Genomic DNA, 21218 nt, shown 5'->3' on the forward strand with positions numbered 1-21218 from the left:
CGCATGAATGGGGTAGCAGCTGATAGCCGGGCGCGCATTTTAGCCCAGGCGTCCAGTCGTATTTAGCATTTATTTTCGCCGCAACCTGCGATTTGGCAATAACGCGACTAAAGGTCGGCCTGGCGACCGTTCGTGAAAAAAAAGGAACGCCCCTGCAATTTATCAGGTCACTTGCTGAGTATTCCTGACCCATGCCTGCCGTGATCAGGTGAGGGTACTTATCAAAGTCCGACCACGGACTGCCGTGAACCAAGGAGTTAAGGCCCGATGAGCAACAAGACCCCCCCTGCCGGCAAGAGCGAAGCGGCTGGCACCGACACTCTGGATCGTCAGAACACCAACGCCAAACTGGAATCGCTCGAGCAGTTCCGTGCCGATGGCACCGGACAAGCGCTGCGCACCAACCATGGCGTGAAGATCAGCGATAACCAGAACACCCTCAAAGCCGGCGCACGCGGCCCGTCCTTGCTCGAAGACTTCATCATGCGTGAGAAGATCACGCACTTCGACCACGAACGCATCCCGGAGCGTATCGTCCACGCCCGCGGTACTGCTGCCCATGGCTTCTTCGAGACCTACGAAGACCATTCGGCCCTGACCAAGGCTGGCTTCCTGCGCGACCCGGCGAAGAAGACCCCGGTCTTCGTCCGCTTCTCCACCGTGCAGGGCCCACGCGGCTCGGGTGACACCGTGCGCGACGTGCGTGGGTTCGCCGTGAAGTTCTACACCGACGAAGGCAACTTCGACATGGTCGGCAACAACATGCCGGTCTTCTTCATCCAGGACGCGATCAAGTTCCCCGACTTCGTTCACGCCGTGAAGCCTGAGCCACACAACGAGATCCCGACCGGCGGTTCCGCTCACGATACCTTCTGGGACTTCGTCTCGCTGGTGCCTGAGTCTGCGCACATGGTGCTGTGGACCATGTCCGACCGTGCGATCCCGAAAAGCCTGCGTACCATGCAGGGCTTCGGTATCCACACCTTCCGTTTCGTCAACGGCGAAGGCAAGGGCACGTTCGTCAAGTTCCACTGGAAGCCAAAGTTCGGCACCTGCTCGCTGGTCTGGGACGAAGCGCAGAAACTGGCCGGCAAGGACACCGATTTCCACCGCCGCGACCTGTGGGAATCCATCGAGATGGGTGACTACCCGGAATGGGAACTGGGTGTGCAGATCGTGCCGGAAGAAGACGAACACAAGTTCGAATTCGACCTGCTCGACCCGACCAAGATCATTCCCGAAGAGCTGGTTCCGGTCACTCCGCTGGGCCGCATGGTCCTGGACCGCAACCCGGACAACTACTTCGCCGAAACCGAACAGGTTGCCTTCTGCCCGGGCCACATCGTTCCCGGTATCGACTTCAGCAACGATCCTCTATTGCAGGGTCGCCTGTTCTCCTACACCGATACCCAGATCAGCCGTCTCGGTGGGCCGAACTTCCACGAGATCCCGATCAACCGTCCGATCGCGCCGAACCACAACGGTCAGCGTGATGCCCAGCACCGCACCCGCATCGACAAGGGCCGTGCGTCCTACGAGCCAAACTCCATTGACGGTGGCTGGCCGAAGGAAACTCCATCGGCACCGATCGATGGCGGCTTCGAGACCTATCCCGAGCGTGTCGACGCGCACAAGGTCCGCGAGCGCAGCGAATCGTTCTCCGACCACTTCTCGCAAGCCACGCTGTTCTTCAACAGCATGAGCCATGCCGAGAAAGAGCACATCATCGCGGCCTACAGCTTCGAATTGGGTAAGGTCGAGCGCGAGTACATTCGTGCCCGTCAGGTCAACGAAATCCTGGCCAACATCGATCTGGAACTGGCTTCGCGCGTTGCCGCCAACCTGGGTCTGCCTGCGCCGACCAAGGGCACCGTATCAGTCAAGCCTTCTTCGCTGAAGGAATCGCCTGCGCTGAGCCAGACCAACCTGCTGTCGGGCGACATCAAGAGCCGCAAGGTGGCGATCCTGGTCGCCAACGGTGTGGATGGCAAAGCGGTCGCTGCGCTGCAGAAGGCGCTCAAGGCCGAAGGCGCACACGCCAAGGTTCTGGGCCCTACCAGCGCACCGGTCAAGACTGCCGACGGCCAGACGTTGGCAGTCGACGCTTCCCAGGAAGGTCTGCCGTCGGTGGCTTTCGATGCAGTGTGGGTGCCAGGTGGCGCGGATTCGATCAAGGCACTGAGCGCCGATGGCGTGGCCTTGCACTACCTGCTCGAAGCCTACAAGCACCTCAAGGCAATCGGTGTCAGCAAGGATGGCAAGGCGCTGCTCGAAGCGCTGCGCCTGCAGGAAGATGCCGGTCTGCTGGTGGGCGACGATGACAGCACCATCAAGGCGTTCATCGCTGCGATCGCCAAGCATCGCGTGTGGGATCGTGAGCCGGCCGCCAAAGCCATTCCGGCTTAACGGCGCGGTATAAGCACCACTTGGGTCGGTTGTCCGTGCACCACACGGCGACCGACCTTCAGTTGCATTTCTGGCAACTGTTCGCTGACGCGCTGCTTGAGCAGCGCTTCCAGCCGGCGATATTCGCCTGGTTGGGCCACCTGAATGATCACATCACATTGGTAATGAACGACGTCGGTCGCGATGTCGCGCATCTGTGCGCGCAACTGAGGTGCGCTGTGCATCTTCAAAGGCACTGCTGAAACACTGGCGTTCGGATCCAGCACCAAGGCCTTCGGCCGGGCTTCGGCCGCTTTCAGGGCCGCTTCGGCTTTTTCCAGCTCGGCCTTGCGCGCCTGGGCGATGGCACCATTGACGCCGCCGATGAGGGCCGGTGCCTGAGGCATCAACACGCGAGCACGGCCCAGCGCAGTGGCCGCCGCATTGACGTCACCCTTTTGCAGCATCACCTGGCTGCGCTGCAGATAGGCCTCGGCCAACTGCCGCTGCGCCTCGTTGACGCGCGGATCCTGCGGAGCCTGGGCCTGTAGCTTGACCAGCTGATCTTCAGCCGTGGCCAGCTCGCTGCTGGCGATATTGGTTTCCAGCTGTTGCCAGGCATCAGGACCTGCGTCAGCGGCAGGGTCGCGCGACGAAGTCTGGCAAGCGGTCAACAGCAGGGAAAGTGTGGCAAGTAGCAGATAACGGGAGGCGAACGGCTTCATTGCTGCGACTCTCTATTTGCCCAAAAAACGGCCAAGTCTACACCGTGGGGGTGTCGGCGAAAATATGGACGCTGAAAATCGCCGATCCGCCGCTTCCGGGCAGTACCTGAGCGAGAGGCGAGCCCTCGCCGTAGAGAGTCTTTTTCTGACAAATGCCTACCGCTTGGGCAAAGCGAAACTCAGCAGAAACAACACCGCAGCACTCACCACGATCGATGGCCCGGCTGGCGTGTCCTTGAACCACGAGAGCGCCAACCCGGCACACACCGCGATCACCCCCAGCACGCTGGCGCCCAGTGCCATCTGCTCGGGCGAGCGTGCATGGCGTTGGGCGGCCGCCGCCGGAATGATCAGCAATGAAGTGATCAGCAATACGCCGACGATCTTCATCGCCACCGCGATCACCACGGCGATCAACAGCATCAAGGCCATGCGCAGACCTGCCACGGGCAACCCTTCGATGCGTGCCAGCTCTTCATGAACGGTGATCGCCAGCAATGGCCGCCACAGGGCGATCAACAGCCCCAGCACCACCACGCTGCCGCCGACGATCCAGTACAGGTCGGTCGCGCTGATCGCTAACAGATCACCGAACAGATAGCCCATCAGGTCGATGCGCACGTCATGCATGAAGCTCAGCACCACCAGGCCCAGCGACAGGGTGCTCGGCGCCAGGATCCCCAGCAGGGTGTCCGAGGCCAGCGGCTGGCGTTGCTGCAGCGTCACCAGCAATATCGCCAGCAGCAGGCAGCCCACCGTTACCGCCAGCGCCGGGCTGATGTCGAGCACGAAGCCCAGGGCCACGCCGAGCAGGGCCGCATGGGACAAGGTATCGCCGAAATAGGCCATGCGGCGCCAGACCACGAACGAACCCAGCGGTCCCGCGACCACTGCCAGGGACAGGCCTGCCAGCAAGGCATACAGTAAAAAATCAGCCATGCTTGCAGCTGTCTCCGTGTACGTGAGTGTCACTGACCACGCCGCCATGCAGGTCATGGGCGTGGTCGTGATGATGGTGATAGATCGCCAGGCTCGGCGCGTGGCTGCCGAACAGCTCGACGAAGGCTGGATCGCCGCTGACCTGTGCAGGATGACCGGAACAGCAGACGTGGCGGTTCAGACAAACCACCTGATCGGTGGTGCTCATGACCAGATGCAGGTCGTGGGACACCATCAGCACGCCGCAGCCATGGCGCTCGCGCAGGCGTGTGATCAGGGCATAGAGTTCGGCCTGGCCGGCCACGTCGACGCCTTGCACCGGCTCGTCGAGCACCAGCAGTTCGGGCTCGCGCAGCAGCGCTCGCGCCAGCAGCACGCGCTGCATTTCGCCGCCGGACACCGTCTGGATCGGGCTGTCGATGGTCTGCGCGGCGCCCACTTCCTCCAGCGCCGCCAGGGCACGCGCGCGGTCCACACCCGGCACCAGGCGCAGGAAACGCAGCACCGACAGCGGCAGGGTCGGGTCCACGTGCAGCTTCTGCGGCATGTAGCCGATGCGCAGCCGAGGCTTGCGCCAGACGCTGCCCGAGTCGGGCTTGAGCAAACCGAGCACGGCACGCACCAGGGTAGTCTTGCCGGCGCCGTTGGGGCCGATCAAGGTGACGATTTCGCCAGGCTGCACGCACAGATGGATGTCATCGAGCACGCGCTGGCCGGCGAACTCGACGCTGACCTGGTCCAGGCGGATCAAGGCTTCGCTCATCACGCCCCCCGGCAGGCCGCGCACAGGCCGACCACTTCCACGGTCTGCCCCTCGACGGCGAAGCCGATACCCTGCGCGCTCTCGACGATGGCATCGCTGATGGTCTTGTGCTCCAGTTCCACGGCCACATGGCAGGTGCGGCAGATCAGGAACTGGCCCTGGTGGGCGTGCTCGGGATGGTTGCAGCCGATGAAGGCGTTGAGCGAAGCAATGCGGTGCACCAGGTTGTTGTCGAGCAGAAAGTCCAGGGCGCGATAGACCGTGGGCGGCGCTGCGCGACGGCCATCCTGTTCGCTGAGCACGGCAAGGATGTCGTAGGCCCCCAGCGGCTTGTGGCTTTGCCAGACCAGCTCCAGTACGCGGCGGCGCAAGGCAGTCAAACGCAGGCCCTGTTTCAGGCACAAGGCATCGGCCTCGCTCAGTGCGTGATGGACGCAATGGGAGTGGTCGTGGGGACGGCTGGCCAGCGGTGTTTTGGACATGAGCGGCGACGAATTCTGATAGAGACGTTATTATGTTACCTGTTCTTGCCCCCGAGAGTGTCCATTGTGGTTCGTATTTTTGCTCTTTCCATCGGTTTGCTCGCCGCTTGCATGACCGCCCTGCCGGCACAGGCCCAGGTGCGTGTACTGACCAGCATCAAGCCGGTGCAGCTGATCGCAGCCGCCGTGCAGGACGGCGTGGGCCAGCCTGAAGTACTGCTGCCGCCCGGCGCCTCGCCGCACCACTATGCGCTGCGACCATCGGACGTACGCCGGGTAGGCGACGCCGATCTGCTGTACTGGATCGGCCCGGACATGGAAGGCTTTCTGCCCCGCGTCCTGGAGACTCGGCAGAAGCCCACGGTGACCATCCAGACGCTGCCGGGGCTGCATCTGCGGCATTTCGCCGAGGACAGTCACTCCCACGCCGAGGAAGCGTCGGACCACGATCACGACCATCGCCCAGGCACACTGGACGCCCACCTGTGGCTTTCCACCGTCAACGCCCGGGTAATCGCCACGCGCATGGCCGCCGACCTGTCCGCGGCCGATCCGGTCAATGCGCCCCGCTACCAGTCCAACCTGGCGGCGTTCACGCAACGTCTGAATGCACTGGACACCCGCCTGGCCGCGCGGGTTGCGGGTATCCAGGGCAAGCCCTATTTCGTCTTCCACGAGGCTTTCGATTATTTCGAGGAAGCCTATGGCCTCAAGCATACGGGCGTATTTGCCGTAGCAGCCGAAGTGCAACCGGGCGCGCAGCATGTTGCCGCAATGCGCCAGCGGCTGCAGGAAGTGGGCAAGACGTGCGTGTTCAGCGAGCCGCCGATGCGGCCGAAGCTGGCGCAGACCCTGACGGCCGGCCTGCCGGTGACCCTGGCCGAACTTGACGCCCTGGGTGGTTTCGACGAGGCCACGGCGACGGGCTACGAGACCCTGCTGGCCAACCTGGCCGACAACCTCGCCGGCTGCCTGGAAAAGCTCTGACGCTCCTGCGCTGGGAGCAGGCTCATGTGGCAGCGAGGCGGGCGGCGGACCGTGTGGGAGCGGGGCTCTGCCCGCGAAGGCCGCCCCGCGAAATCAAGCCCTAGAAAGCAAACGGCAGCGCCACCCCAACCTTCTGCCGCAACCCCAAGCGATCCTGAAAATCCTTATTGTGGGAGCGGGGCTCTGCCCGCGAAGGCCGCCCCGCGAAATCAAGCCCTAGAAAACAAACGGCAACGCCACCCCAACCTTTTGCCGCAACCCCAAGCGATCCTGAAAATCCTTGGGATCGTGAATCAGCACATCCATCCCGGCAAACGACTGCGCCGCGATCAGGCGCGACAGCCAGAAACGCACACAGGCCACGCGCAACATCAGTGGCCAGAGCTGCGCTTCGGCTGCGGTGAACGGCCGCAGCGCCGCATAGGCACCCAGCAACGCCCGCGCCCGTGGCGCATCCAGCGCACCCTGCTCGTCCGAGCACCAGTCGTTCACGGTGATCGCCAGGTCGTAGAGCATCGGCCCCGAGCAGGCATTGTAGAAATCGATCACGCCGGTCAGGTGCGTGCCTTCGAACATCACGTTGTCACGGAACAGATCGCCGTGCAGGTTGGCCTGCGGCAGGGCCAGGATCTGCGCGTGATGCGCCTGGATCTCGGCCAGGGCCGGACGCAGCAATTCGGCAGCCGCCGCGTCGAGGCCACCGACCAGCTTTTCGCCCTCCTCCAGCATCCAGTCCAGGCCACGGTCGGTTCGGCGTACCAGTGGTGCGTCCAGGGTTGCCGTGTGAATGTGCGCCAGCAACTCGCCTACCTGAACGCAGTGCTGGTTGTTCGGTGCCTGCACATGCCGACCGTCCAGGCGCGGCTGCAGCAGGGCTGGTTTGCCGGCGAGGGTACGCAGCGCGACTCCGTCGGTGGTGCGCAAGGCATAGGGCACCGACAGCTGCGCGTCGTGCAGCACATCGAGCAGTTCGATGAAGAACGGCAAATCCTGAGTCGGCCCGCGCTCTACCAGAGTCAGTACGTATTCACCCTGCTCCAGGCTGATGAAAAAGTTGCTGTTCTCGGTACCGGCGGCAATCCCCTGGAAGTCCCGCAGACGGCCAAGGCCATAAGGGGCCAGAAAGGTTTCGAGCTCGGCGCGGGTCAAGGGTGTAAACACAGACATGTCGTAGATTTGCCCATACTGGCGCCACAACGGCGGCGCCCGGTTGAATTGAAAATTACAGCCTCACCACTCGAAGATCTTCCAGGCCGGGATCAACATGTCCGGCTGGTCGGAGCGGATGAAATTGTCGTCGGTGCCATCGGCGCGCACCAGAAAGTACGGCTTGCCGTGCTTCGGGGTGATCTTGATGGCGTACAGGAAGCCGTTCTGGCGGTACTCCTGAATGGTCTTGTCGCCGTCCTGGCGAATGGTCACGTCCGGATCGGCCGAAGGCGCATCGTCAGCAGCCTGGACCATCAGCGGGCCGCTCAGCAGCAGTGTCGCGAGCAACAGGCGTTTTACATTGCGCATGATAACCTTGTCCCTTTGTTGTCACAGTTCTTGTTGACATGGTTCTTGTGGTCACAGCTCGGGGCATTCTAACGCCGAGCTCGCCGAAAAGGTTGATTCTGCTCATGAGCAAAGCTCCTCTCGTCCTGGTGGACGGTTCCTCCTATCTGTACCGCGCTTTCCACGCTCTGCCACCGCTGGCGACCTCCAAGGGCATGCCCACGGGCGCCGTGAAGGGCGTGCTGAACATGCTCAAGAGCCTGCGCCGACAGTATCCGGACAGCCCGTTCGCCGTGGTATTCGACGCCAAGGGCGGGACCTTTCGCGATGCCCTGTACGTCGACTACAAGGCCAACCGACCCAGCATGCCCGACGACCTGCGGGTGCAGGTCGAGCCCTTGCACGCGGCGGTCCGCGCGCTGGGCTACCCGTTGCTGTGCGTGGACAATGTCGAAGCGGACGACGTGATCGGTACCCTGGCCCGCAGCAGCGCGGCCGCGGATCGGCCGGTGGTCATTTCCACCGGTGACAAGGACATGGCGCAGCTGGTCGATGGCCACATCACGCTGGTCAACACCATGACCGGCAGCGTGCTGGACATCGAAGGCGTGAAAGAGAAATTCGGCGTCGGCCCCGAGCACATCATCGATTTCCTGGCCCTGATGGGCGACAAGGTCGACAACATTCCCGGTGTTCCCGGCGTGGGCGAGAAAACTGCTCAAGGTTTGCTCACCGGCATCGGCGGCGGTCTCAAGGAGCTCTACGAGAACCTCGACAAGGTCCCGACCCTGGCCATTCGCGGCGCCAAGTCGTTGCCGGCCAAGCTGGAAGAGCACCGGGAGATGGCCTTTCTTTCGTACGAATTGGCGACCATCAAGATCGACGTGCCGCTGGACGTCGAAGTCGATCAGCTGATGTGCACCGAGCCGGACCGCGACGCCCTGCTGGAGATCTACAGCGAGCTGGAATTCCGCAGCTGGATCGAAGACGTCGAGCGCGACGCCCGGCGCGCCGGTGAGGAACTGGCCCCGGTGCAGGAGCCGGTGGCCGCCATTGAGGTCCGCTACGAGACGATTCTCGATCAGGCCCGTTTCGATGTCTGGCTAAAGAAGCTCGAACAGGCCAGCCTGTTCGCCTTCGATACCGAGACCACCGGCCTGGACGCACAGCGCGCGCAATTGGTGGGCATTTCCTTTGCAGTCGAACCGCACGAAGCGGCCTACATTCCTTTGACCCATTCCTACATGGGCGTGCCCGAGCAGCTCGACCGCGACACCGTACTGCTGGCGCTCAAGCCGCTGCTCGAAGACCCGCGCAAGCTCAAGGTCGGGCAGCACGCCAAATACGACATGAACATCCTGGCCAACTGTGCAATTGGCGGCGTGCAGGAAAACGGCATCGAGGTTCGCGGCGTGGCCTTCGACACCATGCTCGAATCCTACGTGCTCGACTCCACCGCGACGCGGCACGACATGGACAGCTTGGCCTTCAAGTACCTGAACCACACCACCATCAAGTTCGCCGACATCGCCGGCAAGGGCGCCAAGCAGCTGACCTTCGACCAGATCGCTCTGGAACAGGCCGGCCCCTACGCCGCCGAAGACGCCGACATCACCCTGCGCCTGCACCAGCTGTTCCAGGCCAAGCTGGACGCCGTGCCCAGCCTCATGCCCGTGCTGCAGGACATCGAAATGCCGCTGGTGCCGGTGCTGGCACGGATCGAGCGCCAAGGCGCGCTGGTCGATGCCAAGCTGCTGGGTATCCAGAGCGTGGAGCTGGGCGAAAAGATGGTCGCCCTGGAGCGCGAAGCGTTCGAGATCGCCGGTGAAGAGTTCAACCTGGGCTCGCCCAAGCAGCTGGGTGTGATTCTCTACGAGAAACTCGGTCTGCCGATCATCTCCAAGACGGCCAAGGGCCAGGCATCCACGGCCGAAGCCGTGCTTGCCGAGCTGGCCGAGCAGGATTACCCGCTGCCCAAGGTGCTGATGCAGTACCGCTCGATGAGCAAACTCAAGAGCACCTACACCGACCGTCTGCCGGAGCAGATCAACCCGCGCACCGGGCGTATCCATACCTCCTACCATCAGGCGGTCGCTGCCACCGGGCGCCTGTCATCCAGTGATCCGAACCTGCAGAACATTCCGATCCGCACCGCCGAAGGCCGCCGCATCCGTCAGGCGTTCATCGCCGCGCCGGGGTATCGTTTGCTGGCTGCCGACTATTCCCAGATCGAACTGCGCATCATGGCCCACCTGGCCAAGGACGAAGGCCTGCTGCATGCCTTCCAGAACGATCTGGACGTGCACCGCGCCACGGCAGCGGAAGTGTTCGGTGTGGACCTGGCTCAGGTCACCACCGACCAGCGGCGCAGCGCCAAGGCGATCAACTTCGGCCTGATCTACGGCATGAGCGCATTCGGCCTGGCCAAGCAGATCGGCGTAGATCGCAAGCAATCGCAAGCCTACATCGATCGCTATTTCGCCCAGTACCCCGGCGTGCTCGAGTACATGGAGCGCACCCGCGCCCAGGCCGCCGAGCAGGGCTTCGTCGAAACCCTGTTCGGCCGTCGGCTGTATGTGCCGGACATCAATGCCAAGAACCCGGCCTTGCGCCGCGGCGCCGAACGCACCGCAATCAACGCCCCGATGCAGGGCACGGCGGCTGACATCATCAAGCGCGCCATGGTCGCCGTGGACACCTGGCTGGCCGACAGTGGGCTGGATGCGCGGGTGATCCTGCAGGTGCACGATGAACTGGTGCTGGAAGTGCGTGAAGATCTGGTCGAACAGATCGGCACCCAGATCCGTCCGCACATGAGCGGCGCTGCGCAGCTCGACGTGCCTCTGCTGGTGGAAGTGGGCGTGGGCTCCAACTGGGACGAGGCGCACTGATTCAACACCGTGTCGGCTGTTTCGCGGCCACTGGCCGCGAACAGACCTGGCCCGATGCCACCAATCATGAAACCCTGAACTTCACATGAAACCAACGACTTAGTGCAAATAGTTTGCATCTACCCAGGAACTCCGCCGGCCATCTCCAGTCAGATACTGGGATTGGCTAGTGAAGCCTTTCGATGCTCCTATGTTGTGTTAAGTGTTGGCAGATATCCGGACCCTCAGCGGTTCGGACCTTGAGCCCCAGACTTCCCCCTCCCCATACGAAGTCCGGGGTTTTTTTTGCCTGGCTTTTCTGTTCAGGCCTCGGCGCTGTCCTTGTCCGGCAACTCCATCCAGCGCGCGAGCACCGTGTAGGCCTCTTCCAGACCCAGACGCTTGGGCGCAGAGAACAACTGGATGCTCACCGCATCGCCCCAGCCCTTGCGAATTTCCGCCTGAACCTTGAGCAGGGTGTTCTTGGCCGCGCCGTAGGTCAGCTTGTCGGCCTTGGTCAGCAGAATGTGCATGGGCATGTGGCTGGCCACCGACCAATCCAGCATCAGCAGGTCGAAGTCGGTCATCGGATGGCGGATGTCCATCATCAGAATCAGCCCCTTGAGGCTTTCACGGCTGCCCAGGTACGCCTCCAGATGGCGCTGCCAGTGCTGCTTGAGCGGGATCGGCACCTTGGCATAGCCATAGCCTGGCAGGTCGACCAGGCGGCGTTCTTCGTCCAGATTGAAGAAGTTGAGCAACTGCGTGCGGCCCGGGGTTTTCGACGTGCGCGCCAGGCTGGCGTGGGTCAGGGTGTTCAAGGCGCTGGACTTGCCGGCGTTGGAGCGGCCGGCAAATGCGACCTCGAACCCTTCGTCATCGGGGCACTGGTCGACCTTGGCAGCGCTGAGCGAAAAGGTAGCCTGTTGGCACAGGCCCAGGATGGGGTTTTTGAGTTGCATGTGATTTCCGGTAGAGGCAGGGCCCGATGCACAGGCCGCAAGAACGATGCAGCGAAGTATATAGGGCTGGGCAATATGTGGGTGATTTTGCCGGCAATGGCGTGCGTACAGGCATAATGCATCCAGGCCTGCCGTGGGATACGGCAGGCTGCGAACTTCACCCTGGTTGGATCAGTCGATGAGCGCAATACGTGTGATGGGCCTGCTCGGCGCCCTGCTGGCCAGCGGTACGGCGAGCGCTGCCGACCTGGTTGGCGATGGCGCCCGAGGTCAGCCGCTGACGACCCTGTGCGCGGCGTGCCATGGTCCCAGCGGCAACAGCGTGGTGCCGATCTTTCCAGCGTTGGCCGGCCAGGGCGAGCGCTACCTGAACCAGCAGTTGCTGCACATCCGCGACAATCGCCGCGTGGTCCCGGAGATGGCCGGCACGCTGGCCGGGTTCAGCGATCAGGATCTGCTCGACATTGCCAGCTGGTACGCAAGCCAGAAGCCGACCCCTGGCGAAGCCCTGGCCGCCGCGCCGCAACGTGGTCAGGACCTCTATCGCAGCGGCGACCTTGCCCTGGGGCTGCCCGCCTGCAGCGGTTGCCACAGCCCGAACGGCGCCGGTGCTGCGCTGGCCGGCTTTCCCCGGCTGGGCGGGCAGCACGCACCCTACCTGATCAAGCGCTTGACCGATTTCCGTCAGGGTGACGACGCTGCGGCGCCGATCATGCATCGGATTGCGGCCAAACTGAACAATGACGATATCGCGGCCCTGGCAGCGTATATCCAGGCGCTGCGTTGAAGCCATACGATTCGGGTCAGGATCAGGTCCGCCCTTGCGGTTCGCTCACGCCGTGTTGCATCCATTGCGCAATGAAATTAGCGCAAACGCCCTTCCCGTCTACCCTTTTTTGACATCACTGCCGTTACACTACCTGCCTCCATCAGGCAGGTCCGGTGCTCGCACCGATCCGTCCCTTGTATGAAACTGCTCAGGAGTCACGCATGCGTAATCTGATTTTCGGCGCCTTTCTCGTTGTCGCCAGTGCCATGGGCGTTACCGCCCAGGCGGCGGATGTGCCGCTGGAAGCCGGCAAGACCTACGTTCAATTGAGCGCCCCGGTGCCTGTAGCCGAGCCTGGCAAGATCGAAGTCGTCGAAATGTTCTGGTACGGCTGCCCGCACTGCTACGCGTTCGAACCGACCATCAATCCATGGGTCGAGAAGCTGCCGGCCGATGTCAACTTCGTGCGTATTCCTGCCATGTTCGGCGGCCCTTGGGACGCCCATGGCCAGCTGTTCCTGACCCTTGAAGCCATGGGTGTGGAGCACAAGGTCCACAACGCCGTGTTCAACGCCATCCAGAAGGAACACAAGCGCCTGACCGACCCGCAGGAGATGGCCGAATTCGTCGCCACCCAGGGCGTGGACAAGGACAAGTTCCTGCAGACCTTCAACTCTTTCGCCATCAAGGGCCAGATCGCCAAGGCCAAGGAGCTGGCCAAGAAGTACGAGATCTCCGGCGTGCCGACCATGATCGTCAACGGCAAGTATCGCTTCGACCTGGGCACCGCCGGTGGTCCGGAGCAGACCTTGAACGTCGCCGACCAGCTGATCGCCAAGGAACGCGCCGCCGCCAAGTAAACGGCGACACCCGCGATACGACGTTTTCGCAGCGCGCCCATCGCGGGTGGGCGTGAGCTGCAGGTCAACGAGCAGCCCTTGCCATGAGCGACGACAGCCAGCGCTGGAAAGAGAAATACCTGCACAGCATCGACCAGCAGGAAAAGCTCGAGCGGCGCTGGAACGCTCGGTTCGACCTGCTGCGTCGGGGTCTGGTGCGCAGCAGTCTGGCCGCCGAGGGCAGCGACCGCGCGGTGGACGCGTGCATGAAGGAGATGCGCGAAGTACTGCGTGGCGAGGACATGGATGCCAAGCTGGCTGCCTTGATCCCGCGCCTGGAAACCGCAGTGCTGGAGTCCGAACAGCGGCGTCAGTCCCGTGTCCAGCAGATCGGCACCGCGCTGGGGGCGCTGGTCACCCAGCTGCAATCGCTGCCCTTGCCTCGCGACATCAGCAAACCCTTGAAGAAGCTTGCCCACGGCCTGGAGGAACGCGCCGGCCAGGCACGCGAAATGCCGCTGCTGCTCAGCGAGCTCAGTGGTCTGCAGGAGCGGGCACTCCATACCCTCGACCGACCGCTACGCGCGCAGCGGGCGGGCTTGCTGCAGCGTCTGTTCGGCAGTTCCGATGCGGTCGATGCGAACTCGCTCCAGCCCGTGCAGGATGCGTCGCCGGTGACAAACGCGGTGCCTCCAGCAACTGTGGCGCAGCTCGAAGTGCCGGAAGTAAAAGAAGCACCGCAAGCACCACCAGTAGAGTTGTCATCCGTTGCCGAGCCTGAGCCCGTTCGCGTTCAACCCGTAGAGCCCCATCCAACCCTGCCCGCTAGCAGCACTGACACTGTCGAGCCGGTGGCCAGCGATACCGAGGCTGTCGCATCGCCCGTCATCACCGAGCCGACCGAGCAGCCTGTCGAGGAGCCGACCGAACAGTCCAACGAGCAGCCCATCGAACAGATGGAAGTGCTCGACAGTAACTTGACCGACGAGCAAGCCTTCTACGCCCTACCCGCCAGCCTCGAGCCACCCTACAGCAGCGTGGCCAGCCACATCGAAACCACCTTGCTCGAACTGCTGAGCGAGCTGACCCTGCCCGAGCGCTACATGGCTCAGGCCCAGGCCATGCACGCGCGCATCCAGCGTGGGCTGAACTGGTACGAGCTGTTGCCGGTGCTCGATGAGCTCGCCATATTGATGCTGGCCGTCAACGACGGCAGCCAGCAGGAATTCGAGCGCTACCTGCAGCAGCTCAATCAACGCCTGGAGAATTTCCAGCGTCAGTTGCAGCTCACCCATGGCGACCATGTCGAATCGCGCAGCGCTGCCCTGGCGCTGGACGATGTATTGCGCGAACACGTCGACGGTCTGCAGACCAGCATGCGCGGCGCCACCGATATCGATGGCCTCAAGCAAGTGCTTGAAAGCCGCCTCGAAGGCCTGCTGGCCAGCATGGAACAGCACCGTCTGCAGCGCGAGGCCCGCGAGCAGGAAATCGCCGCGCGTCTGCAAGGTCTCGGCGAGCGAGTGACCAGCATGGAGCGCGAAGCACTCGATTACCGCGACAAGCTCGAACAGCAGCGCCACAAGGCGTTGCTCGACCCGCTCACCGGCTTGCCCAACCGAGCCGCCTGGAACGAGCGGCTGGCGCTGGAGCATGGGCGCCTGCAACAAACCGGCATGGGCCTGCTGCTGGCCATTCTGGACCTGGACCATTTCAAATCGATCAACGACACCTATGGCCATCAGGCCGGCGACAAGGTTCTGAAGATCATCGCCAATGTCCTGCGCAAGGGCCTGCGCGGCGACGATTTCATCGCCCGCTTCGGTGGCGAGGAGTTCGCCCTGCTGATGCCCGGCAGCGATCTGAGCGGCGGCAGTCGCCTGCTCGAACGCCTGCGTGCAGCGGTGGAACAATGCCCTTTCCATTTCAAGGGCGAGCGCGTCACCGTGACGATGTCTGCCGGTGTGGCAGTGTTCAAATCAGGTGAAAACGCCAGTCAGGTGCTCAAGCGTGCCGACCAGGCGCTGTACCGTGCCAAGGAAGCTGGACGCAACCAGATCGAACAGGCGCCCTGAGCCTGCCTCGAACGTGTACGCAACATTCGGCAACGAGGCGTCATGCACGTCACCTCAATCCGAGCCACCAGCTAGGCTATGCTCACGCTCTTTTCCTACAACCTGCATGTGACCCTCCCATGAAGTTGCTCCTAGTTGCCCTATCTGTGCTGGTGCTGGCCGGTTGCTCGAACGGTTTGAGCATCGACCGCAGTCACCCTTCCGCCAATCATGACAACCGCGTGCAATTCGTGGTGCTGCACTACACCTCGGCCGACGAGGCGCGGTCCCTGCAATTGCTGACCCACGGGGAAGTCAGCAGTCACTACCTGATCGGCGATCGCTCGGCCACGGTCTACCAATTGGTGGACGAGAGCCAGCGTGCCTGGCATGCCGGCGACAGCCAGTGGGATGGCCGGACTTGGCTCAACTCCAGCTCCATCGGCATCGAAATCGTCAACCCCGGCTACAAGGACACCCCGAACGGTCGTGTCTGGTACCCCTACAGCGAAGCGCAGATCCAGGCCGTGATCGCGCTGCTCAAGGATATCGTCCAGCGCAACGGCATCGCCCCGCGCAACATCATCGGCCACAGCGATATCGCCCCGCTGCGCAAGACCGATCCGGGGCCGATGTTTCCCTGGCAGCGCCTGGCCGAGCAGGGCCTGGGCATCTGGCCCGATGCGCAAGCCGTGGCGCGCAATCAGGCGCGTTTCCAGGTCAGCCCGCCAAGCATCTCGTGGTATCAGCAGCAGCTGGCCCGATTGGGCTACAACGTGGTCCAGAGCGGCGAGCTGGACGTCGCCACGCGGCATGTGATCGCCGCCTTCCAGATGCACTTCCGCCCGCAACGCTTCGACGGCGAGCCCGATGCACAAAGCGCCGCGATCCTGCAGGCGCTCAACAACAGGTAACGATGGATTTCACGTTGATGGGTCCGAAAGCGCGGGCCAATCGCCATCCTGTTGCTATACATTGATGCCCCCGACTGGATGATTCTCGATGGCCGCCGTTTTCCCGCAGCTCCGCAGTCTTCTGTACCGCCCCTGGGCGCTGGCGATGCTCGCCGCACTGGCCAGCGCGCTGTTGCTGTTCGCGGCCAGTTTCGCGTTGATCATGCATCAGCTTCAGCTCAGCGAAAGGCAGCAGATGAATGCCAGCGGCGAACGGTTCCTGGTGCGCCTGGAGCAGGTGTTCGGTCAATTGCGCGAGGGTGTCGATGCGTTGCAGGCGCAACCTGTCCGCCATTGCGGCCCGCAGATGATGGACGCCCTGGAGAAGATCGGCTTCGATAACCGCTTCGTTTTCGAGGCCGCGTTCATCGACGGCGCCCAGCGCTGCTCCAATCGCCGTGGCAAGGACGTCGCCAGCCTGAGTCGCCCCCCGGACATCCAGGGTTCCACCTACAGTTATTGGCTCAACACCACTACCCAACGCAATGACAACTGGGCCGCCCTGATGCTTGGACGCGGACCGTTCCGGGTCTCGACCTCCCGAGGGCACTTGAGCGATGTGGTCGATCTGCCCGCCGGTGGCAGCCTGCTGGTGGTTCTGGATCAGGGCCGCCGGGCGATTCCCGTGCTCGGCTCCGAGCAGCCCTGGCCGCCGGCCTCGGGCTGGCGGGCCGACGCGGTCGATGCCCTGCAGGTAACGTCGGACCGGCTGATCTACCGCATGTCCACCAAGTCCCCAGACTTTCAGTTGGTGCTGATCGCGCCGCGCAGCAAGGAACTGCCCATATTCAATACCCTGCTGTGGCTGCTGTTTCCGGTCAGCCTGGTGGTGGCCCTGTGCATTGGCTGGCTGGTCTTGCAGCTGATCACTCAGCGCCGCTCGATGGGTGGCGAGTTGCACGGTGCGTTGCGTCGCGGTGAACTGCAGGTGCTCTACCAGCCGATCTTCGATCTGAGCAATCGGCGCTGTGTCGGTGCCGAGGCCTTGGTGCGCTGGCGCCGACCCGACGGTACCCTCACCAGCCCGGAGCTGTTTATTCCACTGGCCGAGCACAGCGGGCAGATCCGGCAGATCACCGACTTCGTCCTGCAGCAGTCGCTGGAGCAGCTCAGCCACCTGTTGCGAGCCAATCCGCATCTGTACATCTCGGTGAACCTGGCCGCATGCGACGTCACCGTGCCGCGTATCGGTGAGGTGGTGGCCCAACTGCTGGCGATCTATCGCGTGGCACCCGAGCAGATCGCCTTCGAGGTGACCGAACGTTCCCTGATCGACGTCGACGTGGCGCGCGAAAACCTTCAGGCTCTTCGCGATGTCGGTCATACGGTATTGATCGATGATTTCGGTACCGGTTACTGCAGCCTCGCCTACCTGCAAAGCCTGCCCGTGGACTGCCTGAAAATCGACAAGGCGTTCATCGACGCCCTGGGCGATGACGCTGAAAGCAGTGGTGTGGCACCCCATATCATTCGCATGGCCCATGCCCTGGATCTGCGCGTGATTGCCGAAGGCATCGAGCACGAGGCTCAGGCGTTATTGCTTGAAAGCGAAGGCGTCGACTACGGTCAGGGTTGGTTGTTTGCACAGGCGTTGAATGCGCGCCAGTTCAAGGAACTGATCACCAAGGGCCGGCGCCGCGCTGGCCGGCGTGCGGGCGACGAAGCCTGAGCGCGGACAGCGCTCGCGACGTCCGCCTAGATCGACAGGGTCATGTAGAACTGGGTACCTTGCCCAGGCCGTGAATAGACGCCCATGCGGCCACCGTGCAGTTGCACGATTTCCTTGCACAGCGCCAGGCCCAGACCGGCTCCGCCCTTCTTGCGGCCCACCTGCACGAAAGGCTCGAAGATCCGCCCCTGCTGGCCGTAGGCGATGCCCTCGCCGTTGTCTTCGACGCTGATGATCACCCGCTCGGCGTGGCGACGTGCCTGCAGGCGGATGTGACCGTTTTCCGCGGTATGTCGCAAGGCATTTTCCAGCAGGTTGTCCAGCACCCGATCCAGCTGCCCTGCATCCACGTGCAGGCGCGGCAGCTCTTCGGCCAGCTCGACGGTCAGCGTAATACCCAGCTCATGGGCACGGCTGGCGAAACGCTCGTAGGCGCGTTGCAGCAGGTCATCCAGCGCACACGGGGCCAATACCAGCTTCTGCAGACCGTTCTGGTAGCGAGAGAAGTTGAGCAGGTCATTGATCAACTGCATCAAGCGCTGCATCTCTTCGTTCACCGTCATGAGCAGATCCGCCTCGCGGCTCTGCTCGGGAAAGTGCACGCGCTCCTGCAACAGCCCGAAGGCCATGTGCATGCCAGTCACCGGCGTACGCAGTTCGTGGGAAGCACGCAGCACGAACTCGCTGCGCACCCGCGCGAAGGCGCGCTGCTCGGTCACATCGTGCAGCACCATGACCGCGCCCAGGATATTACCCTGGGTGTGGGTCACGGGCGTCAGGCTGTACGACAGCAGTCGCGCCTCTCCGTCGACATCGAAACTCAGGTCGTCCAGCGCACGCTCCATGCTGCCGCCGCGCAGGATCAAGTTCAGTTGCTCGTCCAGATCCGGTCTGCCCAGCGCCTCACCCAGACCCTGGCCCAGACGATGGTCTTCCCAGCCCAGCTGACGCTGCGCCACAGGGTTCAAATGCTCCAGCTGGCCTTGCCGATCGATCATCAGCAAGCCGTCGTCGATACTGTCCAGAACCGCCTGCAACCGTTGCTGACCGGCGCGAAGCTCATCGACGTTGGTCGCCTGGTGCTGACGCAGCGCGTGGGCCATGGTGCCGAAGCGGCTGGCCAGCCGATTGAGTTCGGCCGCCGGTGACACCGGCAGTTGCACATCGAAGTTGCCCTGACTGATATCGTCTGCAGCCTTGGCCAAGGCTTCGATGGGTTCACCGAAACGGCGCGCGATACCGTGCGCGGTGAAGTAGCCGACGATGAGCACCGCCAGCCCCACCAGGCCGAGCAGGCCCGACACCCACATCGCTCGCTGGTGAGACTCGTGCTCCAGCGCCGCAATACTCTGCAAGGTGCCCTTGTAGGAGTCGATCAAACCGGTGCGCAAGGTATTGAACGCCTGGCTCAAGGGCGGGTTCTGGCTCAATGGCAAGTGTTGGGTGGCCGTGGCGCGGTATTGCGCGACGAAGGTCTGGAAGTTTTCGGCGGACTGCAGAAAGCCATAGTGGGCACTGTGGCTTTGTTCGTGCGCAATGCCTTCATCGAGCAGGGCCTGAAACTGCTGCTGTGCCTGAGCGATGCCCGCTGCATCCGGGTTCGCTTCCAGCATCATGACCAGTTGATCGCCCAGGTTCTGGCGCATCTTGAGCCCCAGGTCCAGGGTGGTGAAATGGCTGCGCAGCATGCTCTCCTGCGAAGCGGCCATCTGCATCACGCTGACCAGACCCAGCACCAACCCCAGCAACGCGACGGTAATCAGCGCCGAAATGCTGAGAAACAGCCGGGTGTGCAGCTTCATGGCCAGTTTCATAGGTTGTACTGTTTACGTTTGCGGTAAAGCGTCGAGGCGTCGATGCCCAGGGTCTTGGCGGCCTGATCCAGGGTATCGCTGGTGGCCAGCACCGCACCGATGTGCGCTTTCTCCAATTCGTCCAGACTCAGCGCGGCACCGATGCGCGGCGCATTGTTGGCAGGCTGCTCGGCCATGCCCAGATGGCTGACTTCGACGCGCTCCTGGGGGCAGATGATGCTGGCCCGTTCGATCACGTTACGCAGCTCACGAATGTTGCCCGGCCAGCGGTAATTGAGCAGAGCGGCGCGAGCCTCTTCGCTGAAGCCACGGGCAGGCCGCGCGTATTCCTTGACGAAGCGCGCCAGAAAACGATCGGCCAGGGTGAGAATGTCCTCGCTGCGTTCGCGCAGTGGTGGCAGGTGCAAGGTAATCACGTTCAGGCGATACAGCAGATCTTCGCGAAAACGTCCCTCGCGAACCATGTCTTCGAGGTTGAGGTTGGTCGCCGCCAGAATGCGCACGTCGGCCCGACGCGTGACCGGGTCACCCACCCTTTCGTATTCCTTGTCCTGGATGAAACGCAGCAACTTGGGTTGCAACGTCAGCGGAAAGTCGCCGATCTCATCGAGGAACAGCGTGCCGCCGTCGGCTTGGTTGACGCGGCCCAGGGTGCTTTCACTGGCGCCGGTGAATGCGCCGCGGCTGTGGCCGAACAGTTCGCTCTCCATCAGCTCGGCGGTCAGGGACGGACAGTTGATGGTCACGCAGCTTTTCTTGGCGCGTTTGCTCCAGCCATGGATGGCCCGTGCCAGTTCGCCCTTGCCGGTCCCCGACTCGCCGAGGATCAGAATGTTGGCATCGGTGACCGCTACCTGACGCGCGGTTTCCAGCACGACCATCATCGCCGGGCTGTGCGAGTCCAGGCCGTCCTTGGGCTTGCGCACCTCGCCTTCGAGTGCCTCGAGGCGTGCCGACAGTTGGCGTACCTCAAGCTGCTTGGCGGTCGCAAGACGCAACTGATCAGGGCTGCAGGGCTTGACCAGATAGTCGGCAGCACCGGCCTGGATCGCGTCCACGGCAGTATCCACCGCCGAATGCGCGGTAACGATCACGACGCGCATCCAGGGCGCCTGCACGCGCATCTGCGCCAGGACATCGAGGCCGTTGTCTTCGCCCAGGCGCAGGTCGAGGAAGCACAGGTCGAAGACCTGACGCTGCATCAGGGTATCCGCCTGGTTGGCGCTGTTGGCCGTCGCGACGCTGTAGCCTTCGTCTTCCAGGCAATAGCGGAAGGTACGCAGGATGGCCGACTCATCATCGACCAGCAGAATGCGGCCTTTATGCTCCGTGCCAGATTCCATTTTCCTACGCTCCTTAGAGAAATTTCTTGGTTGATCCCGGAAAGATCGGGCAGCTTGCATGGTCAATTCTGATTGATTCGGCAGGCTGCATGGTAGCTATTCGCTCATGACATTTCTAACTGTATGAAATGTCTGAGCTTTCAGTAGGTAAAAAGTTTGGCATGTGC

General features: G+C 62.8%; 17 protein-coding genes. 8 read left to right on the forward strand and 9 right to left on the reverse strand.

Annotated elements, in window-relative coordinates; translation table 11 throughout:
- Nucleotides 1-267: 267 nt before the first annotated feature.
- A complete protein-coding gene (gene katE, locus BLV18_RS21390) occupies nt 268-2406 on the forward strand; it encodes a catalase HPII (protein WP_049860509.1) in 2139 nt (712 codons plus the stop codon).
- Here katE and BLV18_RS21395 read toward each other — a convergent pair.
- The 4 genes from BLV18_RS21395 to zur all read right to left on the reverse strand — a co-directional run bounded on the left by BLV18_RS21395 (nt 2403) and on the right by zur (nt 5294).
- Nucleotides 2403-3110: a PA5502 family lipoprotein gene (locus BLV18_RS21395; RefSeq protein WP_049860510.1), complete on the reverse strand. Its 708-nt coding sequence runs from the start codon at nt 3108-3110 to the stop codon at nt 2403-2405. The genes katE and BLV18_RS21395 overlap by 4 nt on opposite strands.
- A 156-nt stretch (nt 3111-3266) precedes the next feature.
- Nucleotides 3267-4049, reverse strand: coding sequence for a zinc ABC transporter permease subunit ZnuB (gene znuB / locus BLV18_RS21400; RefSeq protein ID WP_090361784.1), 783 nt, complete (start codon nt 4047-4049; stop codon nt 3267-3269).
- The gene (znuC, locus tag BLV18_RS21405; protein ID WP_090362482.1) at nt 4042-4812 is read right to left on the reverse strand and encodes a zinc ABC transporter ATP-binding protein ZnuC; all 771 of its coding nucleotides are present in this window, start codon (nt 4810-4812) and stop codon (nt 4042-4044) included. The genes znuB and znuC overlap by 8 nt, the downstream gene beginning before the upstream one ends.
- Nucleotides 4812-5294: a zinc uptake transcriptional repressor Zur gene (gene zur / locus BLV18_RS21410; protein WP_049860514.1), complete on the reverse strand. Its 483-nt coding sequence runs from the start codon at nt 5292-5294 to the stop codon at nt 4812-4814. Before zur ends, znuC begins: the two co-directional genes overlap by 1 nt.
- A gap of 111 nt (nt 5295-5405) precedes the next feature.
- Between zur and BLV18_RS21415 the strand changes: the two genes are divergently transcribed.
- Nucleotides 5406-6281: a zinc ABC transporter substrate-binding protein gene (locus BLV18_RS21415; protein ID WP_375143198.1), complete on the forward strand. Its 876-nt coding sequence runs from the start codon at nt 5406-5408 to the stop codon at nt 6279-6281.
- A gap of 216 nt (nt 6282-6497) precedes the next feature.
- Here BLV18_RS21415 and BLV18_RS21420 read toward each other — a convergent pair whose 3' ends face one another.
- Together BLV18_RS21420 and BLV18_RS21425 are read right to left on the reverse strand one after the other, a co-directional pair.
- Entirely contained in the window at nt 6498-7448 is a 951-nt protein-coding gene (locus BLV18_RS21420) for a homoserine kinase (RefSeq protein WP_090362485.1), read from the reverse strand.
- A 63-nt stretch (nt 7449-7511) separates the two neighbouring features.
- Nucleotides 7512-7799 (reverse strand): DUF2782 domain-containing protein, encoded by a 288-nt coding sequence (locus BLV18_RS21425; protein ID WP_049860515.1) that lies wholly within the window; start codon nt 7797-7799, stop codon nt 7512-7514.
- Nucleotides 7800-7903: 104 nt separating this feature from the next.
- Between BLV18_RS21425 and polA the strand changes: the two genes are divergently transcribed.
- Nucleotides 7904-10669 carry a DNA polymerase I gene (gene polA / locus BLV18_RS21430; RefSeq protein WP_090361790.1) on the forward strand — a complete coding sequence of 922 codons (2766 nt, stop codon included), beginning with the start codon at nt 7904-7906 and terminating at the stop codon, nt 10667-10669.
- Between the two features lie 302 nt (nt 10670-10971).
- Here polA and yihA read toward each other — a convergent pair whose 3' ends face one another.
- Nucleotides 10972-11610: a ribosome biogenesis GTP-binding protein YihA/YsxC gene (gene yihA, locus BLV18_RS21435; RefSeq protein ID WP_090361794.1), complete on the reverse strand. Its 639-nt coding sequence runs from the start codon at nt 11608-11610 to the stop codon at nt 10972-10974.
- Nucleotides 11611-11788: 178 nt separating this feature from the next.
- Here yihA and BLV18_RS21440 point away from each other — a divergent pair, with 178 nt between their 5' ends.
- The 5 genes from BLV18_RS21440 (at nt 11789) to BLV18_RS21460 (ending at nt 17894) form a co-directional block, all read left to right on the forward strand.
- A complete protein-coding gene (locus BLV18_RS21440; RefSeq protein ID WP_090361797.1) occupies nt 11789-12397 on the forward strand; it encodes a c-type cytochrome in 609 nt (202 codons plus the stop codon).
- 203 nt (nt 12398-12600) lie between these two features.
- The gene (locus BLV18_RS21445; RefSeq protein WP_049860519.1) at nt 12601-13239 is read left to right on the forward strand and encodes a thiol:disulfide interchange protein DsbA/DsbL; all 639 of its coding nucleotides are present in this window, start codon (nt 12601-12603) and stop codon (nt 13237-13239) included.
- 83 nt (nt 13240-13322) lie between these two features.
- Nucleotides 13323-15293 carry a diguanylate cyclase gene (locus BLV18_RS21450; protein ID WP_090361798.1) on the forward strand — a complete coding sequence of 657 codons (1971 nt, stop codon included), beginning with the start codon at nt 13323-13325 and terminating at the stop codon, nt 15291-15293.
- Between the two features lie 119 nt (nt 15294-15412).
- A complete protein-coding gene (locus BLV18_RS21455; RefSeq protein WP_090361801.1) occupies nt 15413-16186 on the forward strand; it encodes an N-acetylmuramoyl-L-alanine amidase in 774 nt (257 codons plus the stop codon).
- A gap of 88 nt (nt 16187-16274) precedes the next feature.
- The gene (locus BLV18_RS21460) at nt 16275-17894 is read left to right on the forward strand and encodes an EAL domain-containing protein (RefSeq protein ID WP_049860522.1); all 1620 of its coding nucleotides are present in this window, start codon (nt 16275-16277) and stop codon (nt 17892-17894) included.
- A 26-nt stretch (nt 17895-17920) separates the two neighbouring features.
- On the opposite strand, the gene BLV18_RS21465 is transcribed toward BLV18_RS21460, so the two are convergent.
- Together BLV18_RS21465 and algB are read right to left on the reverse strand one after the other, a co-directional pair.
- A complete protein-coding gene (locus BLV18_RS21465; protein ID WP_090361804.1) occupies nt 17921-19708 on the reverse strand; it encodes a KinB sensor domain-containing domain in 1788 nt (595 codons plus the stop codon).
- Nucleotides 19705-21051 carry a sigma-54-dependent response regulator transcription factor AlgB gene (gene algB / locus BLV18_RS21470; protein WP_049860524.1) on the reverse strand — a complete coding sequence of 449 codons (1347 nt, stop codon included), beginning with the start codon at nt 21049-21051 and terminating at the stop codon, nt 19705-19707. The genes BLV18_RS21465 and algB overlap by 4 nt, the downstream gene beginning before the upstream one ends.
- Nucleotides 21052-21218: the final 167 nt, after the last annotated feature.

Origin of the sequence: Pseudomonas coleopterorum, from assembly GCF_900105555.1 — a bacterium.
GTDB classification, from domain to species: domain Bacteria; phylum Pseudomonadota; class Gammaproteobacteria; order Pseudomonadales; family Pseudomonadaceae; genus Aquipseudomonas; species Aquipseudomonas coleopterorum.